The sequence below is a fragment of the Enterococcus sp. LJL51 genome, from assembly GCF_049894025.1.
Taxonomy (GTDB): Bacteria; Bacillota; Bacilli; order Lactobacillales; family Enterococcaceae; genus Enterococcus_L.
Genome location: NZ_JBNEQE010000021.1, coordinates 32,035 through 54,541 on the forward strand (window position 1 = coordinate 32,035; position 22,507 = coordinate 54,541).

The following is a 22,507-nucleotide window of genomic DNA, read 5'->3' on the forward strand; positions in this document are numbered from 1 at the left end:
AAATACAGCCTATAGTTTAAGTAAGCGAGCACAAAAGAAATCTGACAAATTATCATAAATTTAATTAAATAACGAAGTTTTTGATAATATAACTATTCATTAAGTTGTTTAAATCTAATAAATATATACATTTATATTCAATTCAAGTTATACATCCAGATAAACAATGCCTTTACTGCAAAAGCAAATAAGAGAAGCTCTTGTGAAAATCCAATCTATTAACAACACCCCATATAACAATTCAAAATATTTAACCTCAAAAAAAGAAGCCTATTTTCATTATCGAAAACAGACTTCTCTATTAAAACTGGCTATCCTGAACAAAGCATTGCTGCTCAGGTATCATTGGGGGGGATTTGCCAGAAATGCTCTTGCCAAACGTTACTAACAACGGAAAGTTAGATTTCTTCCTTTAGCAGCACCAAGCTTTCTTTTAAGACCGCTTCGCCATCTAAGGTTTCATAGTCTTCCTTTGAAATCAGCTTGTAAGGTACTGCTTTATAGTTTAGAAAATCCTTCAGACGATTCACTTCATACTTTGATTGGGGACCAATCAACAAAGCATCAACTGACTGCGTTTGGATAATCTGTTCAGCAATAATCGCTGGAGCCGAATAGACATGGACATTAATATTTTTCTCATCTGCTGCCTGCTGAACATTTCTAACTAGAAGCCCAGTAGTAATTCCAGCCGTACAGATCAACAAAAGTGTTTTTTGCTCGTCGTTGCTCATTACTTCCAGCTCCTTTTAAGATATTTTTTTCTTTTTATTGTAGATATCCAGAACAACCGCCAGTAGCAAAATCAAGCCTTTAATCGCCTGCTGCCAGTCAACACCAATACCAAGGATAGACATCCCGTTGTTCAGCACTCCCATAACTAAACCACCGACGATGGCACCCATAATGGTTCCAATCCCTCCAGAGGTTGAAGCTCCGCCAAAGTATACTGCAGCCATCGCGTCCAGCTCCATTGATGTACCAGCCTGCGGCGTTGCTGCATTCAGACGAGCAGCCAATACCAAACCGGCTAAGGCAGCCATTGCACTCATATTGACGAAAACCCAGAAAGTAATTTTCTTTGTTTTAATTCCGGATAATTCGGCAGCTTTTTTATTACCGCCAGTAGCATAAATTTGCCGGCCGGCTACTGTTTTATTCGTTAAGAAGCCATAAACTGCAACGATGATTCCTAAAATAATCAAGATAATTGGATAGCCTTGATAAGCTGCAAAGATAAAGGTTACACCGACTACGAGAATACCTGTAAATAACGCCTTGATAATAAATGCATTCATTGATTCTACTTCAAAAAGATTTTTTTTGCGTCGTTCACGTGTCCGCCACTGGCCGATAATCAGTGCTGCAGCAATAATCAGACCAATAATCATGGAAAGGATATGCAGATGATCTCCTCCTGCTACATCCGGCAGGTATCCAGTGGAAATTTTTTGAAAGGCTGACGGAAACGGAGCTAGAGACTGTCCGCCTAAAACAACCTGTGTCAATCCTCGGAACATCAGCAAACCAGCCAGAGTTACAATGAAAGCAGGAATACCAACATATGCGACCCAAAAGCCCTGCCAAGCACCAATCAGCGCTCCAATGCCAATACAAAGCGGAACTGCCAGCCAGGGGCTCATGCCATTATTAACCATTAGCATTCCGGCAATTGCTCCCACGAAGGCCATCACTGAGCCTACCGATAAATCAACATGTCCTAACAGTACAACTAGCAGCATTCCGGCAGAAAGAATTAAAATATGACTATTCTGCAATACCAGATTGGTAATATTCAGCGGCCGCCAGAAGATACCGCCGGTCATGATTTGAAAGGCAATCAGCAGCGCTACTAAAATGATTACCATACTGTAGCGGCTGAAAATATCCATTGCTTTATCTTTTAAATTGAGCTGCTTTTTTTCTTTTTCTAATTTATCTGTGTTTTCCATGTTAACTCACACCCTCTTCTTCCATGGTCATTAAGTTCATCAACACTTCCTGATTGGCTTCTTCTCTCATTACCTCACCGGTAATCCGACCTTCATTCATGGTATAGATACGGTCACACATTCCTAAAATTTCAGGAAGCTCTGAAGAGATAATGCAGATACTTTTACCAGAAGCTGCCATCTCTTCAATAATTGTATAAATCTCGTATTTAGCACCCACGTCGATTCCTCTGGTCGGCTCGTCTAAAAAGAGAATATCCGGCTCAGTCATCAGCCATTTTGCCAGTACAACCTTTTGCTGGTTCCCACCGCTTAAGCTGCCGACATTTTGAAATACCGAGCTGGTTTTAGTCCGCATTTTTTTACGATACTCCTCCGCAGCCAATACTTCTTTTTCTTTATCAATGACGCCGCTGCGGCTGATTTTCCCAAGACTAGCAATGGTTGTATTTTCGCAGATATCCATCAACAGATTCAGTCCCAATGCCTTACGGTCTTCTGATACATAAGCCAGTCCATTCTGAATGGCAGCTGGAACATCCTTCACAGATATCTCCTTGCCATCCTTATATGCTGTTCCACTAATATTGCTGCCGTAGGAATGACCAAAAACACTCATGGCAAACTCGGTCCGACCTGCTCCCATCAAGCCGGCAATACCAACAATTTCTCCCCGACGGATAGAAACATTGATGTTATTATTCATAATTCGGCTGCCGTCAATAGGATGATGAACCATCCAGTTTTTCACCTCAAAGTACACGTCGCCAATATTCGGATGACGATCTGGGTAGCGGTTCGTTAAATCACGTCCAACCATCCCTCGAATAATCCGTTCTTCAGTGATCGCTTCATTTTCCAGTGTTTCAATCGTCTGACCATCACGCAGAATCGTAATTCGATCGGCGACATTTACGATTTCATTCAGCTTGTGGGAAATGATGATAGAGGTAATTCCCTGACCCTTAAATTCTTTGATAAGTTCTAACAAATTAGCACTCTCTTCTTCATTTAGGGCTGCAGTCGGCTCATCAAGAATCAACAGCCGAACAGATTTTGAAAATGCTTTAGCGATTTCCACCAGCTGCTGATGTCCTACGCCAATCTGGGAAACCAATATATTAGGATTAATTTTCAATCCTACTGTTTTCAATAAATTATCTGTTTTTTTCTCTGTTATATCCCAATCAATAATGCCGTGCTTTGCTTGTTCATTGCCTAAAAATATATTCTCCTTAATAGATAAATAGGGACTTAGAGCTAATTCCTGATGAATAATAACAATTCCTTTATTTTCACTATCCCGCAAATCTTTAAATTTGCACGTTTCTCCATCATAGATAATCTCGCCGTCATAACTGCCATAAGGATATAATCCGCTTAAAACATTCATTAGCGTCGATTTACCCGCTCCGTTTTCACCGCATAATGCATGGATTTCACCCCGCTCGATTTTCAGGTTTACATTATCTAAGGCTCTTACCCCGGAAAATTCTTTAACAATATTCTTCATTTCCAGAATATAATCTGACATACCGTCCATCCTCTCTTTCAGTTTTTTGATTTTTACCGGTCTGCCGGCTGTCTTCTACAGCACAGCTTTTGAAAAGACAAGCAGGAATCGAAGCTGATTCGATTCCTGCCTCCTGTCTATTCTTTCAGATCTGCCTCTGTATAGTAATCTGTATCAATCAGCTCAACTTTATAATTGTCTTTATCAACAGATACCGGATTTGCCAGATAGGTAGGAACGACCTTCACACCATTGTCATAAGTTTCTGTATCGTTTACAGGCACTTCTTTGTCGTTATTGATTGCTTCAATCATTTCAATCGTATTTTTAGCTAAAATACGTGTGTCTTTAAAGATTGTTTGTGTTTGTTCGCCGGTAATAATCGATTTTACCCCGGCAATTGTTGCATCTTGCCCAGTGATTGTTGGCAGTGGTTTATCAGAAGATCCGTAACCGACCCCTTTCAGAGAAGAAATAATCCCTAAACTGATTGGATCATATGGAGAAAGCACCGCGTCTAATGTTTTATCTGTATAGTTTGCACTCAGTAGATTATCCATCCGGGCTTGTGCAGTAGAACCATCCCAACGCAGTGTTGCAATTTGATTAAAGCTCGTTTGACCAGAAGGTACCTTTAGCTGACCGCTGTCTAGATAAGGCTGAAAAACTGACATTACCCCATTAAAATTAATTAAGGCATTGTTGTCATCTGGAGAACCGCCGAACAGCTCAATATTGTAAGGACCTTCACCATCCTTCAGACCTAGCTTATCTTCAATATAAGAAGCCTGCAGTACCCCAACACCAAAGTTATCAAAGGTTGCATAATAATCAACGTGCTCTGAATTCATCAACAGTCGGTCATAGGCAATTACCTTGATGCCTTCTTTACTTGCTTTTTCTAGTACATCCGTCAATGCTGAGCCATCAATTGAGGCAATCACCAGAGTATCAATTCCTTTGGTAATCATATTTTCAATTTGAGCGACCTGGTTTTCTACCTTGTCTTCCCCATACTGTAAATCTGTTTTATATCCTAGCTTTTCTAATTCCTTCACCATGTTGTTGCCGTCCGCAATCCAGCGCTCTGCTGATTTTGTCGGCATGGCAATCCCCACGTACCCCTTATCTCCACTGCCTCCGGAAGCCGAACCGCTGCAGGCGGTAAGCACGAAGCTTCCTGCCAATAATAATGCAGCAAATGCCATTGCTTTCTTAAAAGCTGATTTCATCTTGATCCCTCCAAATTTTATAATTGCTTTACACTCCGAAGTATAGCTGTTTTAGATACCGCTTACATTAAATGTTTTTCATGTTTTCTAGAAATTCTTTTTGTTCTTTTTTGCACAAATGTCTTTTTCTGGGAATTTTTTTGATTCTCTTGATTTTTTTTCGTTTACTGTTCTGCAACCCCTGTTAGTCATCATATTTTGGTAGAATAGAGATAACAAAGAATGTCTTGATAGAAAGAGTGAAAACGATGAAGAAAATAGTATTATTTATTTTTCCGTTACTGTTTCTTTTAACTTCCTGCACAGCAGCTGCTGATATAGAGGAAGAAAAAAATCTGGTAATCGGCTTTTCTCAATCAGGAACGGAAAGCAAATGGCGCAAAAAACATACTGATTCCATCAAAACCGAACTTGAAAAAAACAATCAGGTTTTATACCGCAACGGCTACATGAGTCAAGAGCGGCAGATTCAGGATATTCGAACTTTTATTGCCTACAAAGTAGATTTAATTGTATTTACCCCATTACAGGAAGATGGCTGGGAGCTTATATTAACGGAAGCTAAACAGGCGGACATCCCTGTAATTGTCGTTGACCGTCACATTAGCGTTTCTGACCAAAGCCTATATATCACGCATATCGGTCCAAGCTTTAAAGCTGAGGGAAATCGGGGTGGCTTATATGTCACCAATCATTTTGCGGACAGTCAGAAAGAAGAGATTAACATCCTTGAGCTATCCGGATTACCGGAAACTTCTCCGACAACTTTACGAACAGAAGGTTTTCAAGAAACCATTTCCCGTGATTCACGGATGAAGATTGTGGATACTTTATCTGGAGACTACATTCGAATGAAGGGAAAGGAACAGATGGAGCAGTATATTGAAGAACATGATATTTCTTCAATTGATGTCCTTTATAGCCACAACGATGAAATGACCCATGGTGCGTTGGAGGCTTTGGCAAAAACAGATGTTGTTCCAGGTAAAGATATCATTATTGTAACGATTGACGCGCAGGAGGATATGATTCGCAAGCTGCGGGCCGGCGATGTCAACTGTGTCGTTGAATGCAACCCGAATGCCGGCTGGTTTGTGGCTAACGCCATTGAACGTTACTTTTCTGGTCATGAACTAGCTCATGAAATTTATATGCCGGAAACCGTTTTTTCTGAATCCAATCTGGATACGATTCCCACTAGAAATTATTGAAGGAGCAGCTTATGAAGAAGAAGGTTCTCAGCATCCAGCAAATATTTTCCCAGGCGAATAAGCTAATGTTTGCACTAGCAGTCATTCCGCTACTCGTTAGTGTAATCCTTTATTCCAGACAGATTTTCATTTATCAGAACACGGTCACTAACATTCAGGAGGCGAATGAAATTGCCGCCAAGGTCGACGACACTGTCTTAGAGGAGATGTGGGATGTGGTGACAGGTCAAATTCAGCTAAATGATTATAAGAAAAACAGCATCGTTGACGAGCTCCGCAAAGATATCTACCACATTCAGGAGAATACCAGCACCAAAGGCGAACGCAGTATTCTCGAGGTTAGTTTAAGAATAATTGATACACTGGAGAACTATCAGGAAGACATCCTTAATAACCTGACCAAGGAAAACTCCTATGAAAAAAACAAAGAGGTTATGGTTCAGGTGGAATCTATCACGCAGCTGCTTTCAGATATTCTACAGGAATTTGTCCGCATTGAGATTAATCTGGCGAGTCAGAAAAACACCGAGCTAATCCAATCATTGGTTTTTCTCAGTCTAATCGAGCTGCTCATTCTTGTCGGAATCATTTATTTTGTCAGCAAAAACCGCCGCTTTCTAAATGAACGAGTCCAAGAGCCTTTAAACAACCTCATCACTATGTCTAACGAGCTGGCCAAAGGACATCTGGGCTACCGGTTGGCACTTCCTGAAACACCAGAATTCTCTACCTTAACAGAGAGCTTAAATAAGATGGCGGATGACTTAACACAACTACTCGAGGAAAATGCTCTTAAGCAATATCATCTTGCCCAAAGTGAAGTTCGAGTACTACAGGCTCAAATCACCCCTCATTTTGTTTATAACAGCTTGGATGCAATCGTCTCACTGATTGAACAGGAACGCTATGAAGAAGCCAAGGAAATGACCTTTGCTTTATCTGATTTTTTCCGGATATCCCTAAGTAAAGGCAAGGACTGGATTAGTGTGGCAACAGAAATCAGGCATATCAAGGATTATCTAGTAATTTTAAAAATCCGCTACGGTGAGATGCTTAACTTTGAAATCGATGTACCCGATCAGCTGCAGGAATACAAGATTTTAAAAATGATTTTGCAGCCTTTGATTGAAAATGCTGTTTATCATGGTATTAAGTTCATCCGTAGAGCGGGATTAATTCAGGTCGCCGCACAGGAAACAGAAGACAGCCTGATTTTTACTGTAACCGACAATGGTCTGGGTATCACATCAGAACGGCTGCTTGAAATTCAAGAGGAGCTGGCAAAGGGCATTGATTCTGATTTTAGTACGGGTTACGGATTGTATAATGTGAATAAGCGGCTGCTGCTTTATTATGGCAGACAAGCCGGCATTACCGTTGAGAGTCGCTACCGACAAGGAACAATCGTGACTGTGACTGTTCCTAAACAGCAGGAGGGGCAGGAAAATGTATAAGGTGTTTATTGTAGAAGACGAGCATTTAATTCGGGATAGCTTGCGAAAGCAGGTGTTGAGTTTTAGCGAGCATTATCCAATTACCTTTATTGGTGAAGCAGGAGATGGGGAAATGGCACTGGCTTCCATTTTGGATTTACAGCCGGATATCATTTTGACAGATATCAAAATGCCATTCATGGACGGACTAACCTTTGCCAAGGAAGCCCGCAAGCTGCTCCCTTGGACAAGAATTATCTTTATTAGCGGCTTTGATGATTTTGAATATGCCAAAGGCGCCATTCAGGTGCAAGCAGATGAGTATTTGCTGAAGCCAATAAAAAATAAAGAGTTAGAACACACGATTGCCAAAGTCGTTCGCCTTCTGGAACAGCAAAAGCAGGTACCGACAACAGCATCTGACTCAGATGTCCTGATTACGGAAATCAAAAAAAACCATTTTCTCAACGGCTTATTCAAAGGAGAGCTGGCAATTTCTACTGCCATTAAAGAGGCCGAGAGCTTTCAGCGATCGATTATTGGTAAAAAGTTCACGGTGCTTCTTGCAACAAATCAGTTTAACAGTGCTTTTGAAGACTATACTCATTTCAGTGAATATTTGAAATTTCTATTTAAAGAAGACGAAAACCTTTTGTTTTCCAGTGTTTCTTCACGCTTTATCAAATTTCTGGTATTTGACTCCCAAAAAGAGGATGTACTGGAGAAAAGCTATCAGGTAGCTCATACCCTTATTCACGAGCTGGAACAGAATTCTCAGGATGACATTGCAGTAGCTATTGGTCCGGTTGTGGAACGACTAAGTGAAATTCCTACAGCCTTTGAAAAAGCTCGGGAAATGCTGGGAACCTATGGTTATTTTCGAACAGAAAAAATCATTAGCTATGAAGACGATATGAAGGAAGGCGAATTATCTCCTACCCATCCGTTTAAAATGGATCTGGCCAAGGAAATTTTCCTGTTGACAGAAACAAATGTGGAAAGCTTGGTTCAAAAGCTCGCACAAGAACAAGGAAATTACGAACGAACACGAATGATTCGATTCTTTATCCTGACTGAGCTGAATGGTTTGGTGAAAAAGAAGCAGAAGTCAGCTGCGGAAGATTTTCCCTTTCAAGAGTCTCTGACCAATTTGATTGATGTTTCCTCCAACAGTGCGCAATATGAAGACTTGCTTAGAAAAATGATTACTTACTTAATTGAAGTTAAAATTCATCCGTCCATGTCAAAATACCACAGCGTGATTACACATGCGATAAACTTTATCAATGAGAATTATACCGACCCTGATATTTCTTTGAACATGGTTGCTGACGAGTTGTCGTTGAGCCCCGCTCATTTTAGTACCATCTTCTCGCAATCTTTAGGGAAAACCTTTATTGAGTATTTAACCGATAAACGAATTAGTCTTGCTAAGAACTTATTAAAAGAAACGAACCAGAAACTATCTGAAATTGCCTTCGAAATTGGCTATAATGACCCTAATTACTTTAGTTTTCTGTTTAAGAAAAAGAAAGGTATTTCGCCAAAGGAGTACCGCCAAAACCATTAGGCTACAATAAAAAACCATTGGAAAGCAACAGTGCTTTTCAATGGTTTTTTGTCAAGTTATGGTTCACTTTTGAGTAAGCTGTCATTGTTTCCTCAGTCTTATTCGAACAGCTTTCGATAGTCTCCATATCCTGTTTTTTCCAGTTCAGCTACCGGAATAAATTTCAATGCTGCAGAATTGATACAGTATCTCAACCCGCCTTGATCCGCCGGACCATCTGTAAAGACATGTCCCAGATGGGAGTCAGCCTCTTTGCTTCGAACCTCAACTCGATGCATGCCGTGAGAAAAATCGGCTTTTTCCTGTACGTCCTGCTTTTGGATAGGCTGAGTAAATGCCGGCCAGCCGCAGCCAGCATCATATTTATCCTTTGAACTGAACAATGGCTCGCCGCTCACCACATCAACATAGATGCCGTCCTGATAAAAATCATCATACTCTCCTGTGAACGGACGTTCCGTTGCATTCTCCTGAGTGACAGCAAACTGCATATCCGTTAATTTTTCTTTCAGTTCTTTTTCTGACGGTTTCATAACGAATCACTCCTTCTTTATTTCTTTTATAGTATCATTCCTTTAAAAAAACCAGAAGTAAGACGTCTTATACCTTATTTAACTGCTGATATTCCTATCGCAGCTGTTTTTTCATTTTAAAAAGGAGTAGGATAATAATCACTTCCCACTCCCCCTTATATTTGAATATTTGAATCTTTGTTTTTACTCTGTAGTTCTCTTACCTTTTTTTACTGCCACGGCTGCTTCAAAAACGTCAAACTATTTCCAAGGCATGTCCAGATCAACATGTGCAGCAAGTGAAAGACTTTCTGAACGTTTTTCCTGCCGATTCTCTTTACGACCTTCATAGCCGCTGCAAATAAACTGCTCCTCTTTTGTTACCGGTTCAATCTTCGGCAGCTCGTTGCCCTTTGGTACTACAAAAGTCATAAAGCTCGTTCCAGCTAAATACCGCTCTCCCGTACCTAAATCTTCACCGATTACTTTCGCAAAGACCTCCATCGAACGCTTACCGGTTCCTGAAACAAAAGCTTCGATACAAGCGGAATGACCAGCCTTCAAGGGCGCCAAAAAATCTAAATGATCTACTGAAGCTGTGACAATAGGTTCTCTGGACAAACGCATTGCAGAGATACCGGCTGTTTCATCCAGCCATGCCATCAGCTGTCCGCCGAATAATGTTTTATGATAATTCAAGTATGGAAAGGTAATAATATGAGTCTGTACAGACCTTGTTTCAGAGCACTTCATTTTCTTTCACCTCTATAATTGTTCATAATCGCCAGCCAACAGCCGGGATAAGCTGGCAATCGGTAAGCCCATAATGGTATAGTAATCGCCTTTTATTTCCTTCACAAAAAGAGCACCCTGCTCCTGTATGCCATAGGCTCCGGCTTTATCCATGTATTCTCCGCTGTCCAGATACTGATTAATCTCTTCATCTGTTAACTGATAAAAGGTTACATCTGCTGGAACAAGCATTGAAACGGTTTTGCCCTCTTCCATCACAACAACTGCTGTGTATACCTGATGGGTTTGACCACTCAACTTTTTTAAGATTTCGAAAGCGTGCTCACGTGACGTTGGTTTACCAATAATTTCATTCTCTACTGCCACAATCGTATCACAGCCAATCACTTTAGCTTCTGGATGCTTTTTAAAAATACACTGAGCTTTATCCATCGCCATCTTTTGAACATAGTTCTCCGGCAGCATATTTGGCGGCACTGCTTCATTGATGGCAGCCGCTTCGACTTCAAAGTTTGGAAGCAGACGCTTTAGCAGCTGCTGTCTTCGTGGCGATTGTGAAGCTAAAATAACTTTCATTTTCCTGCCTCTTTCATTTTCTTTAGTGGGGATCTTGAATACGTTTAAACATTTTTTCCATATCAGAATTTGTAAAGTGAATCAGCACCGGACGTCCATGAGGACAATTAAACGGATTCGCGCAAGTAGCTAAATCAGCCAATAATATCCGAGCCTGCTGCTCATTCAGGTAATGATTTGCTTTAATCGAACGTTTACAGCTCATCATAATCGCTGTCGCTTCTCTAAATTTCTTCACACTGACCTGACCGGTGATTAAAAGCATGTCAATCATTTCCCGAATAATCGCTTCTTCTTCCCCAGATGGATACCAGGTTGGATGTGCTCTAATAATAAAGCTGTTTTGACCGAAGCCTTCCAGATAGATGCCCACACTTTCCAGCTTTTCTTTCTGTTCATTGATCTTTATTGCATCGCTGTTCGGATAGTCCAGAACAATCGGTACCAGCAGTTCCTGCAAATCACTGCTTACTTCACCAATCTTTTCACGGAAATATTCATACTTAATCCGCTCCTGCGCTGCATGCTGATCAACGATATACAAGCCATTCTTGCTTTGCGCAAAAAGATACGTACCGTGCATTTGTCCAAAATATTCCAATTCCGGAAAGCGCTCGGTCTTTCGTTCCTGCTCCAGCCGATCAACCGTTCGGTTTAATTCTTTTATTTGGTCTTTGTTCGAAACATCAAAATCCGGGTGTTCCCGTTGAAGCTCTTCCTCGACAACAGTCTCGACCGACTGCTCTACTTCTTCAGGAGTATCCTGCTGCACCTGATACTCAGCCATGCTTTCGACAGAGCCTTTTACGAATGTCGGTTTGGTCTTATAATTATTTGAAAGGTCTTCATTAATAGTACCCGTCATTACCGGCTCCGCTGTATTACTCAGCTGTTGCGCTGGTTCTTCAGCTTCCTGTTCACGTTCATTCTGCTGTTTTTTGTCCTCTACAAAGAAACGGCCGCTTGTCGAATCAAAGCTGAGGCTGCCTGGTTTACGCACTTCCTCCGTCTGCCTCATTTCACCTGACTGGTCTTCAGTCAAAGGAATTTCCAGCTGTTCAACCTTTTTTTGATTCTCGACTTTTGTCTTGAATTTAAGATTTGCAGCGGCATTTGGAATCAGCTGTTCCTGGCTTAACGCTTCTTCAATCGCCTGACTAATAAGCGTCATCAGCTCTTTTTCTTTACTCAAACGTACTTCCTGTTTTGTCGGATGAACATTCACATCCACTAATAGCGGATCCATAGTGATTTCCAAAACGGCAATTGGAAAACGGCCTACCATCAGCTTAGAGCCATAGCCATTAATAACTGCTTTATTTAACATAAAATTTTTGATATATCGGCCGTTGATAATCGTCGAAAGATAATTTCTACTGGCTCTAGTTACTTCCGGCAGTGAAACAAAACCGTAAAGCTCGAAATCTAAATCCTGTCCACGAATTTCCAGCATCTTTTTCGCTGTACTTATCCCGTAAATTCCGGCAATCGTCTGTTTTAAATCTCCAGTGCCGGCGGTGCTCATCATCTTATTGCCATCGTGTACCAGCCGAAAAGCTATAGCCGGATGACTCAAGGCCAGCCGATTGACAATATCGCCAATGGTTGCCAACTCAGTCTGAATGGTTTTTACATACTTCAAACGGGCCGGTGTATTGAAAAAGAGATTTTCTACGGTAATTTTTGTTCCTTTACGTAGAGCTCCTGGTTTATTTTCCGCTACTTTACCACCAGTTAATCGGGCAAAACTGCCTTCAGACTGGTCAGCTACGGCTGTTTCAATCGTCATTTCAGATACTGAAGCGATACTGGGCAGAGCCTCGCCGCGGAAGCCAAGACTTCTTATCCGGAATAAATCATCACGCGTATGAATCTTACTTGTCGCATGCCGTTTGAAGGCATTCAAAACATCATCCTGAGCGATGCCGTCGCCATTATCAATCACTTGAATTTTTTTCAACCCGGCTTCTTCAATAAAGATATCAATCTGTGTACTTCCCGCATCTATTGCATTTTCAATAAGTTCCTTCACAACTGAAGCCGGGCGCTCAACTACTTCCCCGGCAGCAATCTGGTTGGCAAGCTGCTCTGATAATTCTTTAATCTTTCCCATGGCTTGGACTCCTCTCTTTTATGGAGTGAATCAAATTCTTTTTTGCAATTCGTACAGTGTATTCAACGCATCCATCGGCGTCATCTCCAACAGGTTCAGCTTCTTCAATCGATCGATTACACTGAGTTCGTCTGTTGACACTTCCTTGAACAAGGAAAGCTGTTCGCTCTCTTCCTCAATTACAGCTGGACTTTCTGCTAGTGGAATGGCCGCAGTTTCCTGTGATTCTAAGGAGGAAAGAATAGCTGCTGCCCGTTCCAGTAAATCAAGAGGCATGCCGGCTATTTTTGCAACATGAATACCATAGCTTTTATCTGCTGGTCCTTCCATCATCTTATGGAGAAAGACTACGTCGCCATCTTTTTCAACCGCACCAACGTGAATGTTTTTTAAGCTGCTTAGTGATTCATCCAGCACAGTCAACTCATGGTAATGGGTTGAAAATAAGGTTTTTGCTTTAACTTTTTTATGAATATACTCAATAATCGCCTGTGCCAATGCCATACCATCATATGTGGCAGTTCCCCGTCCAAGCTCATCAAATAGAATCAAGCTGTTGGGCGTTGCATGTCTCAATGCCTGATTAGCTTCCATCATTTCTACCATAAAGGTACTCTGACCAGCAATCAAATCATCTGAGGCACCAATTCGAGTGAATATTTGATCAAAAATCGGCAGTTCAGCCGACTCGGCTGGAATAAAACAGCCGATTTGAGCCATAACTACGGTTAACGCCAACTGACGCATATAGGTACTTTTACCAGACATGTTGGGTCCGGTAATCAGCAGCAGCAAGTCATCCTGAGCAAAGCTGATGCTATTGGGGATATACTCCTGATGTCCCAGCACTTTTTCTACAACGGGGTGGCGGCCATCCTTAATATATAAGCTGCCGTTTCCAGACCGCAGTACTGGCCGAACGTATTGATAGCGTTCGCTGACTACCGCAAATGCCTGTAAAACATCCACTGTACTCAGTGATTTCGCCAATCGCTGCAGACGGTCGATGCTCTTCTTCACTTCTTCCCGAACTTCTAAAAACAGCTGATACTCCAAATCAACAGATTTTTCTTCTGCTTCTAAAATCAGCTTCTCCATCTCCTTCAATTCAGGCGTGATGAAGCGTTCCGCATTTGCCAATGTCTGTTTACGTTCGTATTTGCCTTCTTCCAGATTAACCAGATTGGCCTTTGTTACTTCGATATAGTAGCCGAATACCCGATTAAAGCCTACCTTCAATGTTTTGATACCCGTTTCTTGACGTTCTTTAGCCTCAAGCTCTGCCAGCCACTGCTTGCCATGACGCATGGCATCCCGGTATTCATCCAGCTTTTCATGGTAGCCATCTCGAATGACATTTCCTTCTGTAATCTGTAGAGGGGCGTCCTCTCTAATCGCCTGACCGATTAAATCAACAAGATCCTCTATCGGATTCAGTTCAACTAAAAGCTCATTCCATTCGCCCTGATTAATTCCGACAATCAGCTCCCGAATCATTGGTACTTGCTCAAGAGAGGTTTTCAGCTGAATCAAGTCCCGTCCATTGATGCTTCCAAAAGCCACCCGGCCGGCAAGACGTTCCAGGTCATAAACCTTCGTCAGCGCTGCTTGCAAATCAACACGCTCAAAATAAGCATTGAGTAAGGATTGAACCATCTCCTGCCGACGAAAAATTTGTTTTTCTTGTATTAGCGGACGATCCAGCCACTGCTTCAGAAGACGGCCGCCCATCGCCGTTTTAGTTTCATCCAGCAGCCACAGCAGTGTTCCCTGCTTCTTACCAGAACGAATAGAGCGGGTAAGCTCCAAGTTAAATTTTGAATAATAATCCATTTTTAAAAAATGATTTGGCTGGTATTCCACTGCTTGTTGAATATGATCTAGACTGCGTTTTTGCGTTACCGCAAGATAGGTCAGCAGCTTTTGCGTCACTTCGATTTCCAGCGGTTGAGATAATGTGCTGGTTAAAAAACTAAACTCTGCATTTTCCTGCGTTTCCAATTGTTCTGAAAAAACAATCGTCAGCCTTTCCTGCAGCACATGAGACAAGCTTTCTGGTATCTCGCTGCCTAAAACTACTTCTTTTGTTTGTAGAGCCGCAGCTTCATTAACAACATTTTCTTCTCCAGTCAACAGGGTGCTTTTCAGCTCTCCGGTTGTTAAGTCCACATAAGCCAGACCATATGCTCCGTCAGCTGCTACCAGGGCTGTCAGGTAGTTATTGTCTTTAGCCTCCAAGCCTTTACTGTCCATTACAGTTCCAGGAGTAACGAGCTGAACTACTTCCCGTTTAACCATGCCCTGTGTTGTTTTAGGGTCTTCCACTTGCTCACAGATAGCAACTTTGTAGCCCATTTCAACCAGTGTGTCAATATAACCTTGTGCTGCATGGTGCGGAACACCGCACATTGGTATTGGATCATCAGCATTTCTATTTCTACTTGTCAGCGTCAGCTCTAAAAGCTGTGCTGCTTTTTCTGCATCTTCATAAAACATCTCATAAAAATCGCCTAGACGGTAAAAAAGAAAGGCATCAGGATACTGCCCTTTTATTGTCAAATATTGCTCCATCATAGGGGTGTGTCTGGTTTTTTGCGGCAATTTATAGCCCTTCCTTCTCTAATTGATCATTGACGCCTCGCTGAATCATTGCCGTAATATGCTGCAAAAGGTCATTTGCTTCCTTTAACTGTTCTCTATAGGCAACAACCAGAGGATGATTATCAAATTCAGCTGTCAATTCATCCGCCCGCTTCAATGCTTCCTGCTCAGCAGCCGGTTTGCCGTAATGAGCAAACTGAACAGCATCTTTCTGGGCAGCTTTTATATTCTCTACAAGCTCTGTCAGCTTTTCGTTGTCCTTTACTCTCTGTTCAATCCGCTTATATGCTTGAATTGTCTCATTTTCCTCCAGCAGCTCCAATAGCTTCGTCAGCTCTGCATCTATGTTTTTGTCTCCAATAGGCTGCTCCATTTTTCACACCTTCACTCATTTAATTTTGTAAAAATATGTATGTTTATTTTAACACATTCTGAAATTTTGCCAAACGTCAATTCCGACAGCTAAAAACTACTTTTGGTTATTTTTCCCACCATAGACAGTTTGCAGCGCTCACATCATTCTGTTCTATCCAAGCTTTTTGAACCGGCACTCAAAAAGCGGAGTAGCTTGACTAAGCAAGCAGTCTTCAGCCCTGCAGCTTTTTCACCGGAAACAGGAATGAGCGAGGCATCATCTCTATCCCCGCTCTTTCCAGCTTTTGCTCTCATATCTTTAACCACCAGCCGCTGTTATTCATGAAATGGACGGTCTTCACTAATCTGAATCAGCTGGATATCCTTAGCCTGACCCGTTTGATCATCAAATTCAATATAGCAAGCGGATAAAATAGTTCGTCCGCTTTCGACCACTTCAAAGCGCTTAGGCAATGCTGTCCAAAACTTCTCAATGATTGGCTCCCGCTTCATCCCTAATATACCATCATAAGGACCAGTCATCCCAACATCTGTCAGGTACGCCGTTCCCTTTGGTAAAATACGGGCATCATTCGTCTGTACATGAGTATGTGTACCAACAACTGCGCTGACCTTCCCATCTAAGAACCAACCCATTGCCTGCTTTTCACTTGTTGTTTCTCCATGAAAATCAACAAAAATTAAGGGTGTTCGTTTTCTGGCCTCTTCAATCAATTCCTCCGCTTTGCGAAAGGGGTCATCCAAATCAGCCATAAAGGCACGAGCCTGTAGATTAATAACTGCCAGTTCAAGCTGGTTCACTTTCACATAGACAATCCCTTTTCCAGGCGTTCCTTCCGGAAAATTCGCCGGCCGAATCATCTTCTTAGCTTCGCCGATAAAGTCAAAGATATCCCGGTTATCCCATGTATGATTTCCCAGTGTTACTACATCTACACCGTCCTGCAAAAATTTTTTATATATTTTCCCGGTGATTCCCCGCCCAGCAGCAGCGTTCTCCCCATTTGCGATTGTCACCTGCGGCTGATACTTCTTTTTCAGCTTAGGTAAATAATCTGTTATGGTCTCTCTTCCAAGTGAACCTACAACATCTCCAATAAATAGTATACGCAAATATTCTTCCTCTTCTCTTTTATTCTTACTGATTCATTATAGTAGTTTTCCCAGTGAATGAAAAGCTCTGCCAACTGAAAAAAGAGAGGAGAACAACGAGTGTTGTTCTCCTCTCTTATTAATAGTGTCCTTAAAAGTCTATACAGGCTCCTCCATTAGATAGTATTGGATGAGGCTGATTAGTCTTCCATATATGCCCATTTGAAGTCATATTTTGCACCAGTAGAGTGATAGAAGATATCCTTCGCTTTTGGCGTACGTAAGTGCGCTTCTGCTTTTTGATAGATTGGTACAATACCCATGTCGTCCATGATTAATTTTTCTGCATCCAATAAATCTTTCCAGCGTGCAGCAGGATTATTAGCATTTGTTGTTGAAGCACTCTTAATTAGTTCATCGTATTTAGTGTTTGAATAACGTCCGCGGTTGTAAGAGTTTCCTGTTACAAATAAATCAAGGAAGCTGCTTGGGTCCGCATAATCCGCTCCCCATGCACCAAGTGCCACTTCAAAATCACCTTTTTCAGTACGGTCCAGACGTACAGAGAACGGTACTGGACTAACTGTTACCTTCAAGCCTTCCAGGGTTTCGCCAAGAGAGCCCTGCAGATATTCACCTAGCTTCTTACCGCCATCTGAATCATCAACTAGAAAGTCCATATCCAATGAATCAATTCCCAATTCTTTCTTCGCTTTTTCCCAGTATTCTTTTGCTTTATCTACATCGTAAACAATTGGATTTCCTGCTTCTTCAGCAAAATCTTCGTTTGTATCTGGATTATTCGTCAAACCTTTTGGAACTAGACCTTCAGCAGAAGTAGAACCATTTGCTAAAATTTGAGTTACCAGAGATTCACGATCGATTGCATAAGCAAAAGCTTTACGTAAATTGACATTGTTGTACACAGAATCTTTATCACGCTGATTCATTTCTAAATAGAAGGTAGAAGCCGCTTCAAGAATCATGTAGTCCGGATCATCCTTCATCTGCATAGCCAGCTCACCAGACAATGGCACATCGTCTGCTTGACCATCTTGATACAGGTTCAATGATGTTGGTGCTTCTTTTACAACATCGATAACTACTTTATCCAATTTCACTGTATCTTTATCCCAGTATGTGTCATTTTTTGTAAATGACCAGTTTGTATCTGTACCAGGACCGTCAAAATCAGTTAAAGTGAATGGACCATTGTAGACAGACTTATCACTTGCTGTTGTATAATCTTTGCCGTATTTCTCTACGATATCCTGACGTTGCGGCAGGAATGAAGGAAATGCCAGCAGATAATCAAAGTAAGGCGTTGCTTTTTCTAATGTGATCTCCAACTCGTAGTCACTTACAGCTTTAATTCCCAGCTCTTCTTTATCCATTTCTCCAGCTGTAATTTTTTCTGCATTTTTTACAGGTCCAAACATATATGCATATTCTGAAGCTGTTTCAGGTTCTACAGTTCTCTGCCATGCATAGACATAATCTTTCGCTGTAACTGGTTCGCCGTCGCTCCACACTGCATCTTCTCTAAGTTTGATTTTGTACGTCAAACCATCTTCGCTTAATTCTGCCATTTCTGCAGCACCAGCTGGCTGTGGATGATTATCTTTATCTAGTCGATAAATCCCTTCATACACGTTATTCAAGGCAATGAAACTCACCTCATCAGTTGCCAAAGACGGATCTGCACTTGGAATTTCCTGTCTTTCAACATATCTAAATACCTGTTCACCACTAGCTGTTCCACCTGAACCGCTATCGCTGTCAGATGTTCCTCCGCCAGTAGTTCCGCAAGCAGCTAGTGTTAATGCACATGTCGCTGCAACAAACCCTAAAGTTGTTTTTCTTTTGATCCCCATTAGAAAACCTCCTACATAAAATTAAATCTAGTATGAATATATCAAAAATACTTTCCTCCCGCAATGATATACCCTTATGAAAAATTAAGCAACCAGTAAAATTTAGATGAGCTTACGATGAAAAAAACTATATACAGTGCAAAACAGCTTAGGATGGAACAGAAGTGTTTAGTCTCGAGAACCAAATAGGTACTGCTTAACATCAGCTCGTTCCTCACTGTGTTTCTCAGTAATAAGAAGAAATTCACGGAAATACCAAGAAACACAAATGTGAGCCAATCGATGTTGACTGATTCCTACCTGATGTTTCTCAAATTTTTGTGAATTTTGGTTTATTTCTGAAGGTTTTGCTCCTGCGGTTACTCGTCGCAGTTCAATACTTGGAGAGTGCTCCTGCGGTTACTCGTCGCAGTTCAATACTTGGAGAGTGCTCCTGCGGTTACTCGTCGCAGTTCAATGCTGGTATGTGCTACTGCTCCCACCGTTTATTCGGATTCCACGTGAGTAGGACATGACTCACTTTAACAAAGCGTTCAAAAAAAGCTGAGACAGTCACTATCTCAGCTTTACTTAACTATTTTGCGTAGTCAACTGCACGGGTTTCCCGAACGACAGTGACTTTGATATGTCCTGGATAATCCAGTTCATCTTCGATTTTCTTACGAATATCTCGAACCAGACGAACAGCTTCTAAATCGGAAATTTCTTCCGGCTTAACCATAACGCGAACTTCACGTCCGGCCTGCACGGCAAAACTAGATTCAACACCAGTGAAGCTATTAGAAATATTTTCCAGATTTTCCAATCTGCGAATATAGTTTTCCAATGACTCGCTGCGTGCCCCAGGTCTTGCTGCTGATAGAGCATCCGCTGCTGCAACTAATACAGAAATAACTGAAGTTGCTTCGATATCGCCGTGGTGAGATGCAATCGCATTTATTACGACTGAATTCTCTTTATATTTAGCAGCCAGTTCAGCGCCAATTTCCACGTGAGAACCTTCAATTTCATGGTCTAATGCTTTTCCGATGTCATGCATCAGTCCGGCACGTTTCGCTAATTGTACATCCTCACCTAGCTCTGCTGCCAGAACACCAGTCAGCTTCGCAACTTCAATTGAGTGGTTCAATACATTTTGACCATAGCTGGTACGGAAACGTAAACGTCCCAAAATCTTAATTAAATCAGGATGAAGTGTATGTGCGCCAACTTCAAAAGCAGCCTGCTCGCCATACTCGCGAATCCGTTCATCCATTTCTTTCCGGGATTTTTCAACAGTCTCTTCAATTCTGGCTGGATGAATCCGGCCATCCTGAATTAAGCGTTCAAGTGTCATCCGGGCGATTTCTCTTCTGATAGGATCAAACCCTGAAAGTACAACTGCTTCCGGCGTATCATCGATAATTAAATCAATACCAGTCAGTGTTTCCAGCGTTCGAATATTCCGACCCTCACGACCGATAATCCGACCCTTCATTTCATCGTTCGGCAGGCTCACAACAGAAACAGTTGTTTCTGAGATTGAATCGGCTGCACAACGCTGAATGGCTAATGACAGTAGATTTTTAGCTTTACGATCTGCTTCTTCTTTTGCACGCTGTTCTGATTCTTTAACCAGCACAGCCAGCTCATGACTTAACTCTTGTTCTGTTGACTCCATGATGATATTTTTTGCTTCGTCTTTAGACAAAGAAGCAATACGTTCAATTTCCTGATGTTGTTTTTCCACCAGTTGTTCTACTTCTTTTTCCCGCTCATCAATTAATTGCTGTCTAGCACCTAGCTTCATTTCTTTTTCTTCCAGTGAGTTTTCACGTTTTTCAAGAGTATCATCTTTACGATCCAATGTCTGTTCTCTTTGAAGCAGACGATTTTCCTGTGTCTTTAACTCTAACTTGCTTTCCTTCAACTCACCTTCAATTTCTGACCGATACTTCTGATTTTCTTCTTTTGCTTCAAGCAAAGCCTCTTTTTTCAAAGTCTCTGCTTCTTTACGGCCATCTTCAATAATGCCAGCGACAGTGTTTTTAGCACCATCTACTGCTTTTTCGTGACGAGATTTTGCAATAAAAAACCCAACTCCAAGACCGACAATTAATGCGACGATAGCGAGTGGAATGACTAAACCCATTGTTTCCACCTCCATACTATCTTATTATTCATTTCAACTATTCATGTAGTTTATTGACAAACTAATGTCATTATCAATATTTCTACTGTGTGCATACAAATACACACAACTTTATTCTAATGTTTGTCCCTCAGTGTGTCAACTTAAAATAACCATTATCACACCGCTCTGCCAGACAGTCTGAAAGCTGTGAACAAAAGACTGGACATTCATTTTCAATCGTCTGACTTCTATTTTTTAAAATTTCACTTACAGTTATTTTATGATTGTTCATTTCGGCTCGCTCTCGGAAGGAAGGCTTCATAAAGAGATGCACAAAATGATTGTTATCTGAAAGCCATGCCTTCAGATAAATAATTCTCAAAAGCAAATGTGTTGCTGTAGGCTGCACCAATTCTATAGCTATCTTAAAAAGCAAAAAACAGGTAAGTGCTCTAAAAAAGCAAACTTACCTGTTAATTTATGATTTATATTATTCTTCATCCAAAGGCAGTTCTTCCTGGCCTTCTTCAACAACGATAGAACCATCACCGATTCCATATGCTGCCCGAACTTTAGTAGAAAGCTCCTCAATCATTTCAGGATGTTCCGTCATGTAGACCTTCACATTTTCCCGTCCCTGACCAATTCTTTCGCCATTGTAGCTGTACCAGGCACCGCTTTTTTCTACCAAATCCTTCTCAACAGCCATATCCAGAAGCTCACCTTCCTGAGAAATACCTAGACCGTACATTACGTCCACCTCTGCTACTTTAAAAGGCGGTGCAACTTTATTCTTAACAACTTTGATTTTCGTACGGTTACCGATGATATCTGTTCCCTGCTTCAACTGCTCTGCACGGCGCACTTCTAATCTGACAGTGGCATAAAATTTCAGGGCACGTCCGCCAGGTGTTGTTTCGGGATTACCAAACATTACACCCACTTTTTCACGAATCTGATTGATGAAAATAGCGATTGTTTTTGTCTTGTTGATTGAACCAGACAATTTACGTAGTGCTTGAGACATCAGACGAGCCTGTAGCCCGACGTGACTCGCACCCATCTCTCCATCGATTTCCGCACGAGGTACTAATGCTGCTACAGAGTCAATAACCACAATATCAATCGCTCCACTGGATACCAGTGCATCTGCAATTTCCAATCCCTGTTCACCTGTATCCGGCTGAGACAGCAGCAATTCGTCAATATTTACACCCAGCTTCTGAGCATATTGAGGATCAAGTGCGTGCTCGGCATCAATAAAAGCTGCTGTTCCACCTTGTTTCTGTACTTCAGCGATAGCATGCAGCGCTACTGTTGTTTTACCAGAACTTTCAGGACCATAGACTTCGATAATTCTTCCGCGAGGATAACCGCCGACTCCTAAAGCAACATCCAGCGCCAAAGATCCGCTCGGAATTGTTGATACCTGCTGATCAATCTTTTCCCCCAGTTTCATGATGGAGCCTTTACCAAAGTTCTTTTCTATTTTTTTCAATGCAGCATCTAGTGCTACTTTACGATCATCAGCCAATTGATAATCCTCCTTATATGTTAAACATAGTTTATTTCCGATAATTCTATATT

At 41.5% G+C, this 22,507-nt stretch carries 18 protein-coding genes; 3 read left to right on the forward strand and 15 right to left on the reverse strand.

All coding sequences use genetic code 11. From position 1 onward, the window contains the following. Nucleotides 1-398 precede the first annotated feature (398 nt). From ACPWSO_RS15850 to chvE, 4 genes are all read right to left on the reverse strand, one after another. Nucleotides 399-734 (reverse strand): PTS sugar transporter subunit IIB, encoded by a 336-nt coding sequence (locus tag ACPWSO_RS15850; protein WP_426084558.1) that lies wholly within the window; start codon nt 732-734, stop codon nt 399-401. Between the two features lie 15 nt (nt 735-749). Further along, nucleotides 750-1,952 (reverse strand): multiple monosaccharide ABC transporter permease, encoded by a 1,203-nt coding sequence (gene mmsB, locus ACPWSO_RS15855; protein ID WP_426084559.1) that lies wholly within the window; start codon nt 1,950-1,952, stop codon nt 750-752. A 1-nt stretch (nt 1,953) separates the two neighbouring features. Next, nucleotides 1,954-3,486, reverse strand: coding sequence for a multiple monosaccharide ABC transporter ATP-binding protein (gene mmsA, locus ACPWSO_RS15860; RefSeq protein ID WP_426084560.1), 1,533 nt, complete (start codon nt 3,484-3,486; stop codon nt 1,954-1,956). A 116-nt stretch (nt 3,487-3,602) separates the two neighbouring features. Next, complete coding sequence (gene chvE / locus ACPWSO_RS15865) at nt 3,603-4,697, reverse strand: multiple monosaccharide ABC transporter substrate-binding protein (RefSeq protein WP_426084561.1); 1,095 nt, start codon at nt 4,695-4,697, stop codon at nt 3,603-3,605. A gap of 248 nt (nt 4,698-4,945) precedes the next feature. On the opposite strand from chvE, the gene ACPWSO_RS15870 reads away from it, so the two are divergent. The 3 genes from ACPWSO_RS15870 to ACPWSO_RS15880 are packed head-to-tail and all read left to right on the forward strand — an operon-like array spanning nt 4,946 to nt 8,911. Then, a complete protein-coding gene (locus ACPWSO_RS15870; protein ID WP_426084562.1) occupies nt 4,946-5,908 on the forward strand; it encodes an ABC transporter substrate-binding protein in 963 nt (320 codons plus the stop codon). Between the two features lie 11 nt (nt 5,909-5,919). Next, nucleotides 5,920-7,362, forward strand: coding sequence for a sensor histidine kinase (locus ACPWSO_RS15875; RefSeq protein ID WP_426084563.1), 1,443 nt, complete (start codon nt 5,920-5,922; stop codon nt 7,360-7,362). Then, nucleotides 7,355-8,911, forward strand: a complete 1,557-nt coding sequence (locus tag ACPWSO_RS15880) for a response regulator transcription factor (protein ID WP_426084564.1) — start codon at nt 7,355-7,357, stop codon at nt 8,909-8,911. Before ACPWSO_RS15875 ends, ACPWSO_RS15880 begins: the two co-directional genes overlap by 8 nt. Before the next feature lie 98 nt (nt 8,912-9,009). Here the strand turns inward: ACPWSO_RS15880 and msrB are convergent, their stop codons facing one another. The 11 genes from msrB to recA form a co-directional block, all read right to left on the reverse strand. Continuing rightward, nucleotides 9,010-9,444 carry a peptide-methionine (R)-S-oxide reductase MsrB gene (gene msrB, locus ACPWSO_RS15885; protein ID WP_426084565.1) on the reverse strand — a complete coding sequence of 145 codons (435 nt, stop codon included), beginning with the start codon at nt 9,442-9,444 and terminating at the stop codon, nt 9,010-9,012. A 240-nt stretch (nt 9,445-9,684) separates the two neighbouring features. Then, a complete protein-coding gene (locus tag ACPWSO_RS15890) occupies nt 9,685-10,176 on the reverse strand; it encodes an acyl-CoA thioesterase (RefSeq protein WP_426084566.1) in 492 nt (163 codons plus the stop codon). A 12-nt stretch (nt 10,177-10,188) separates the two neighbouring features. Beyond that, nucleotides 10,189-10,752: a Maf family protein gene (locus tag ACPWSO_RS15895; protein WP_426084567.1), complete on the reverse strand. Its 564-nt coding sequence runs from the start codon at nt 10,750-10,752 to the stop codon at nt 10,189-10,191. Between the two features lie 22 nt (nt 10,753-10,774). After that, on the reverse strand, nt 10,775-12,865 hold the full coding sequence (mutL, locus tag ACPWSO_RS15900) for a DNA mismatch repair endonuclease MutL (protein WP_426084568.1): 2,091 nt from the start codon (nt 12,863-12,865) through the stop codon (nt 10,775-10,777). A gap of 30 nt (nt 12,866-12,895) precedes the next feature. Next, on the reverse strand, nt 12,896-15,466 hold the full coding sequence (mutS, locus tag ACPWSO_RS15905) for a DNA mismatch repair protein MutS (RefSeq protein ID WP_426084569.1): 2,571 nt from the start codon (nt 15,464-15,466) through the stop codon (nt 12,896-12,898). 1 nt (nt 15,467) lies between these two features. Beyond that, nucleotides 15,468-15,839, reverse strand: a complete 372-nt coding sequence (locus ACPWSO_RS15910) for a YlbF family regulator (protein ID WP_426084570.1) — start codon at nt 15,837-15,839, stop codon at nt 15,468-15,470. Nucleotides 15,840-15,982: 143 nt separating this feature from the next. After that, nucleotides 15,983-16,135: a hypothetical protein gene (locus ACPWSO_RS15915; RefSeq protein ID WP_426084571.1), complete on the reverse strand. Its 153-nt coding sequence runs from the start codon at nt 16,133-16,135 to the stop codon at nt 15,983-15,985. A gap of 21 nt (nt 16,136-16,156) precedes the next feature. Further along, a complete protein-coding gene (locus tag ACPWSO_RS15920; RefSeq protein ID WP_426084572.1) occupies nt 16,157-16,954 on the reverse strand; it encodes a TIGR00282 family metallophosphoesterase in 798 nt (265 codons plus the stop codon). A gap of 179 nt (nt 16,955-17,133) precedes the next feature. Next, nucleotides 17,134-18,807: a peptide ABC transporter substrate-binding protein gene (locus ACPWSO_RS15925; protein WP_426084573.1), complete on the reverse strand. Its 1,674-nt coding sequence runs from the start codon at nt 18,805-18,807 to the stop codon at nt 17,134-17,136. A 574-nt stretch (nt 18,808-19,381) separates the two neighbouring features. Continuing rightward, nucleotides 19,382-20,938, reverse strand: a complete 1,557-nt coding sequence (gene rny, locus ACPWSO_RS15930) for a ribonuclease Y (RefSeq protein ID WP_426084574.1) — start codon at nt 20,936-20,938, stop codon at nt 19,382-19,384. 472 nt (nt 20,939-21,410) lie between these two features. Further along, on the reverse strand, nt 21,411-22,454 hold the full coding sequence (gene recA / locus ACPWSO_RS15935; RefSeq protein WP_426084575.1) for a recombinase RecA: 1,044 nt from the start codon (nt 22,452-22,454) through the stop codon (nt 21,411-21,413). Nucleotides 22,455-22,507 lie beyond the last annotated feature (53 nt).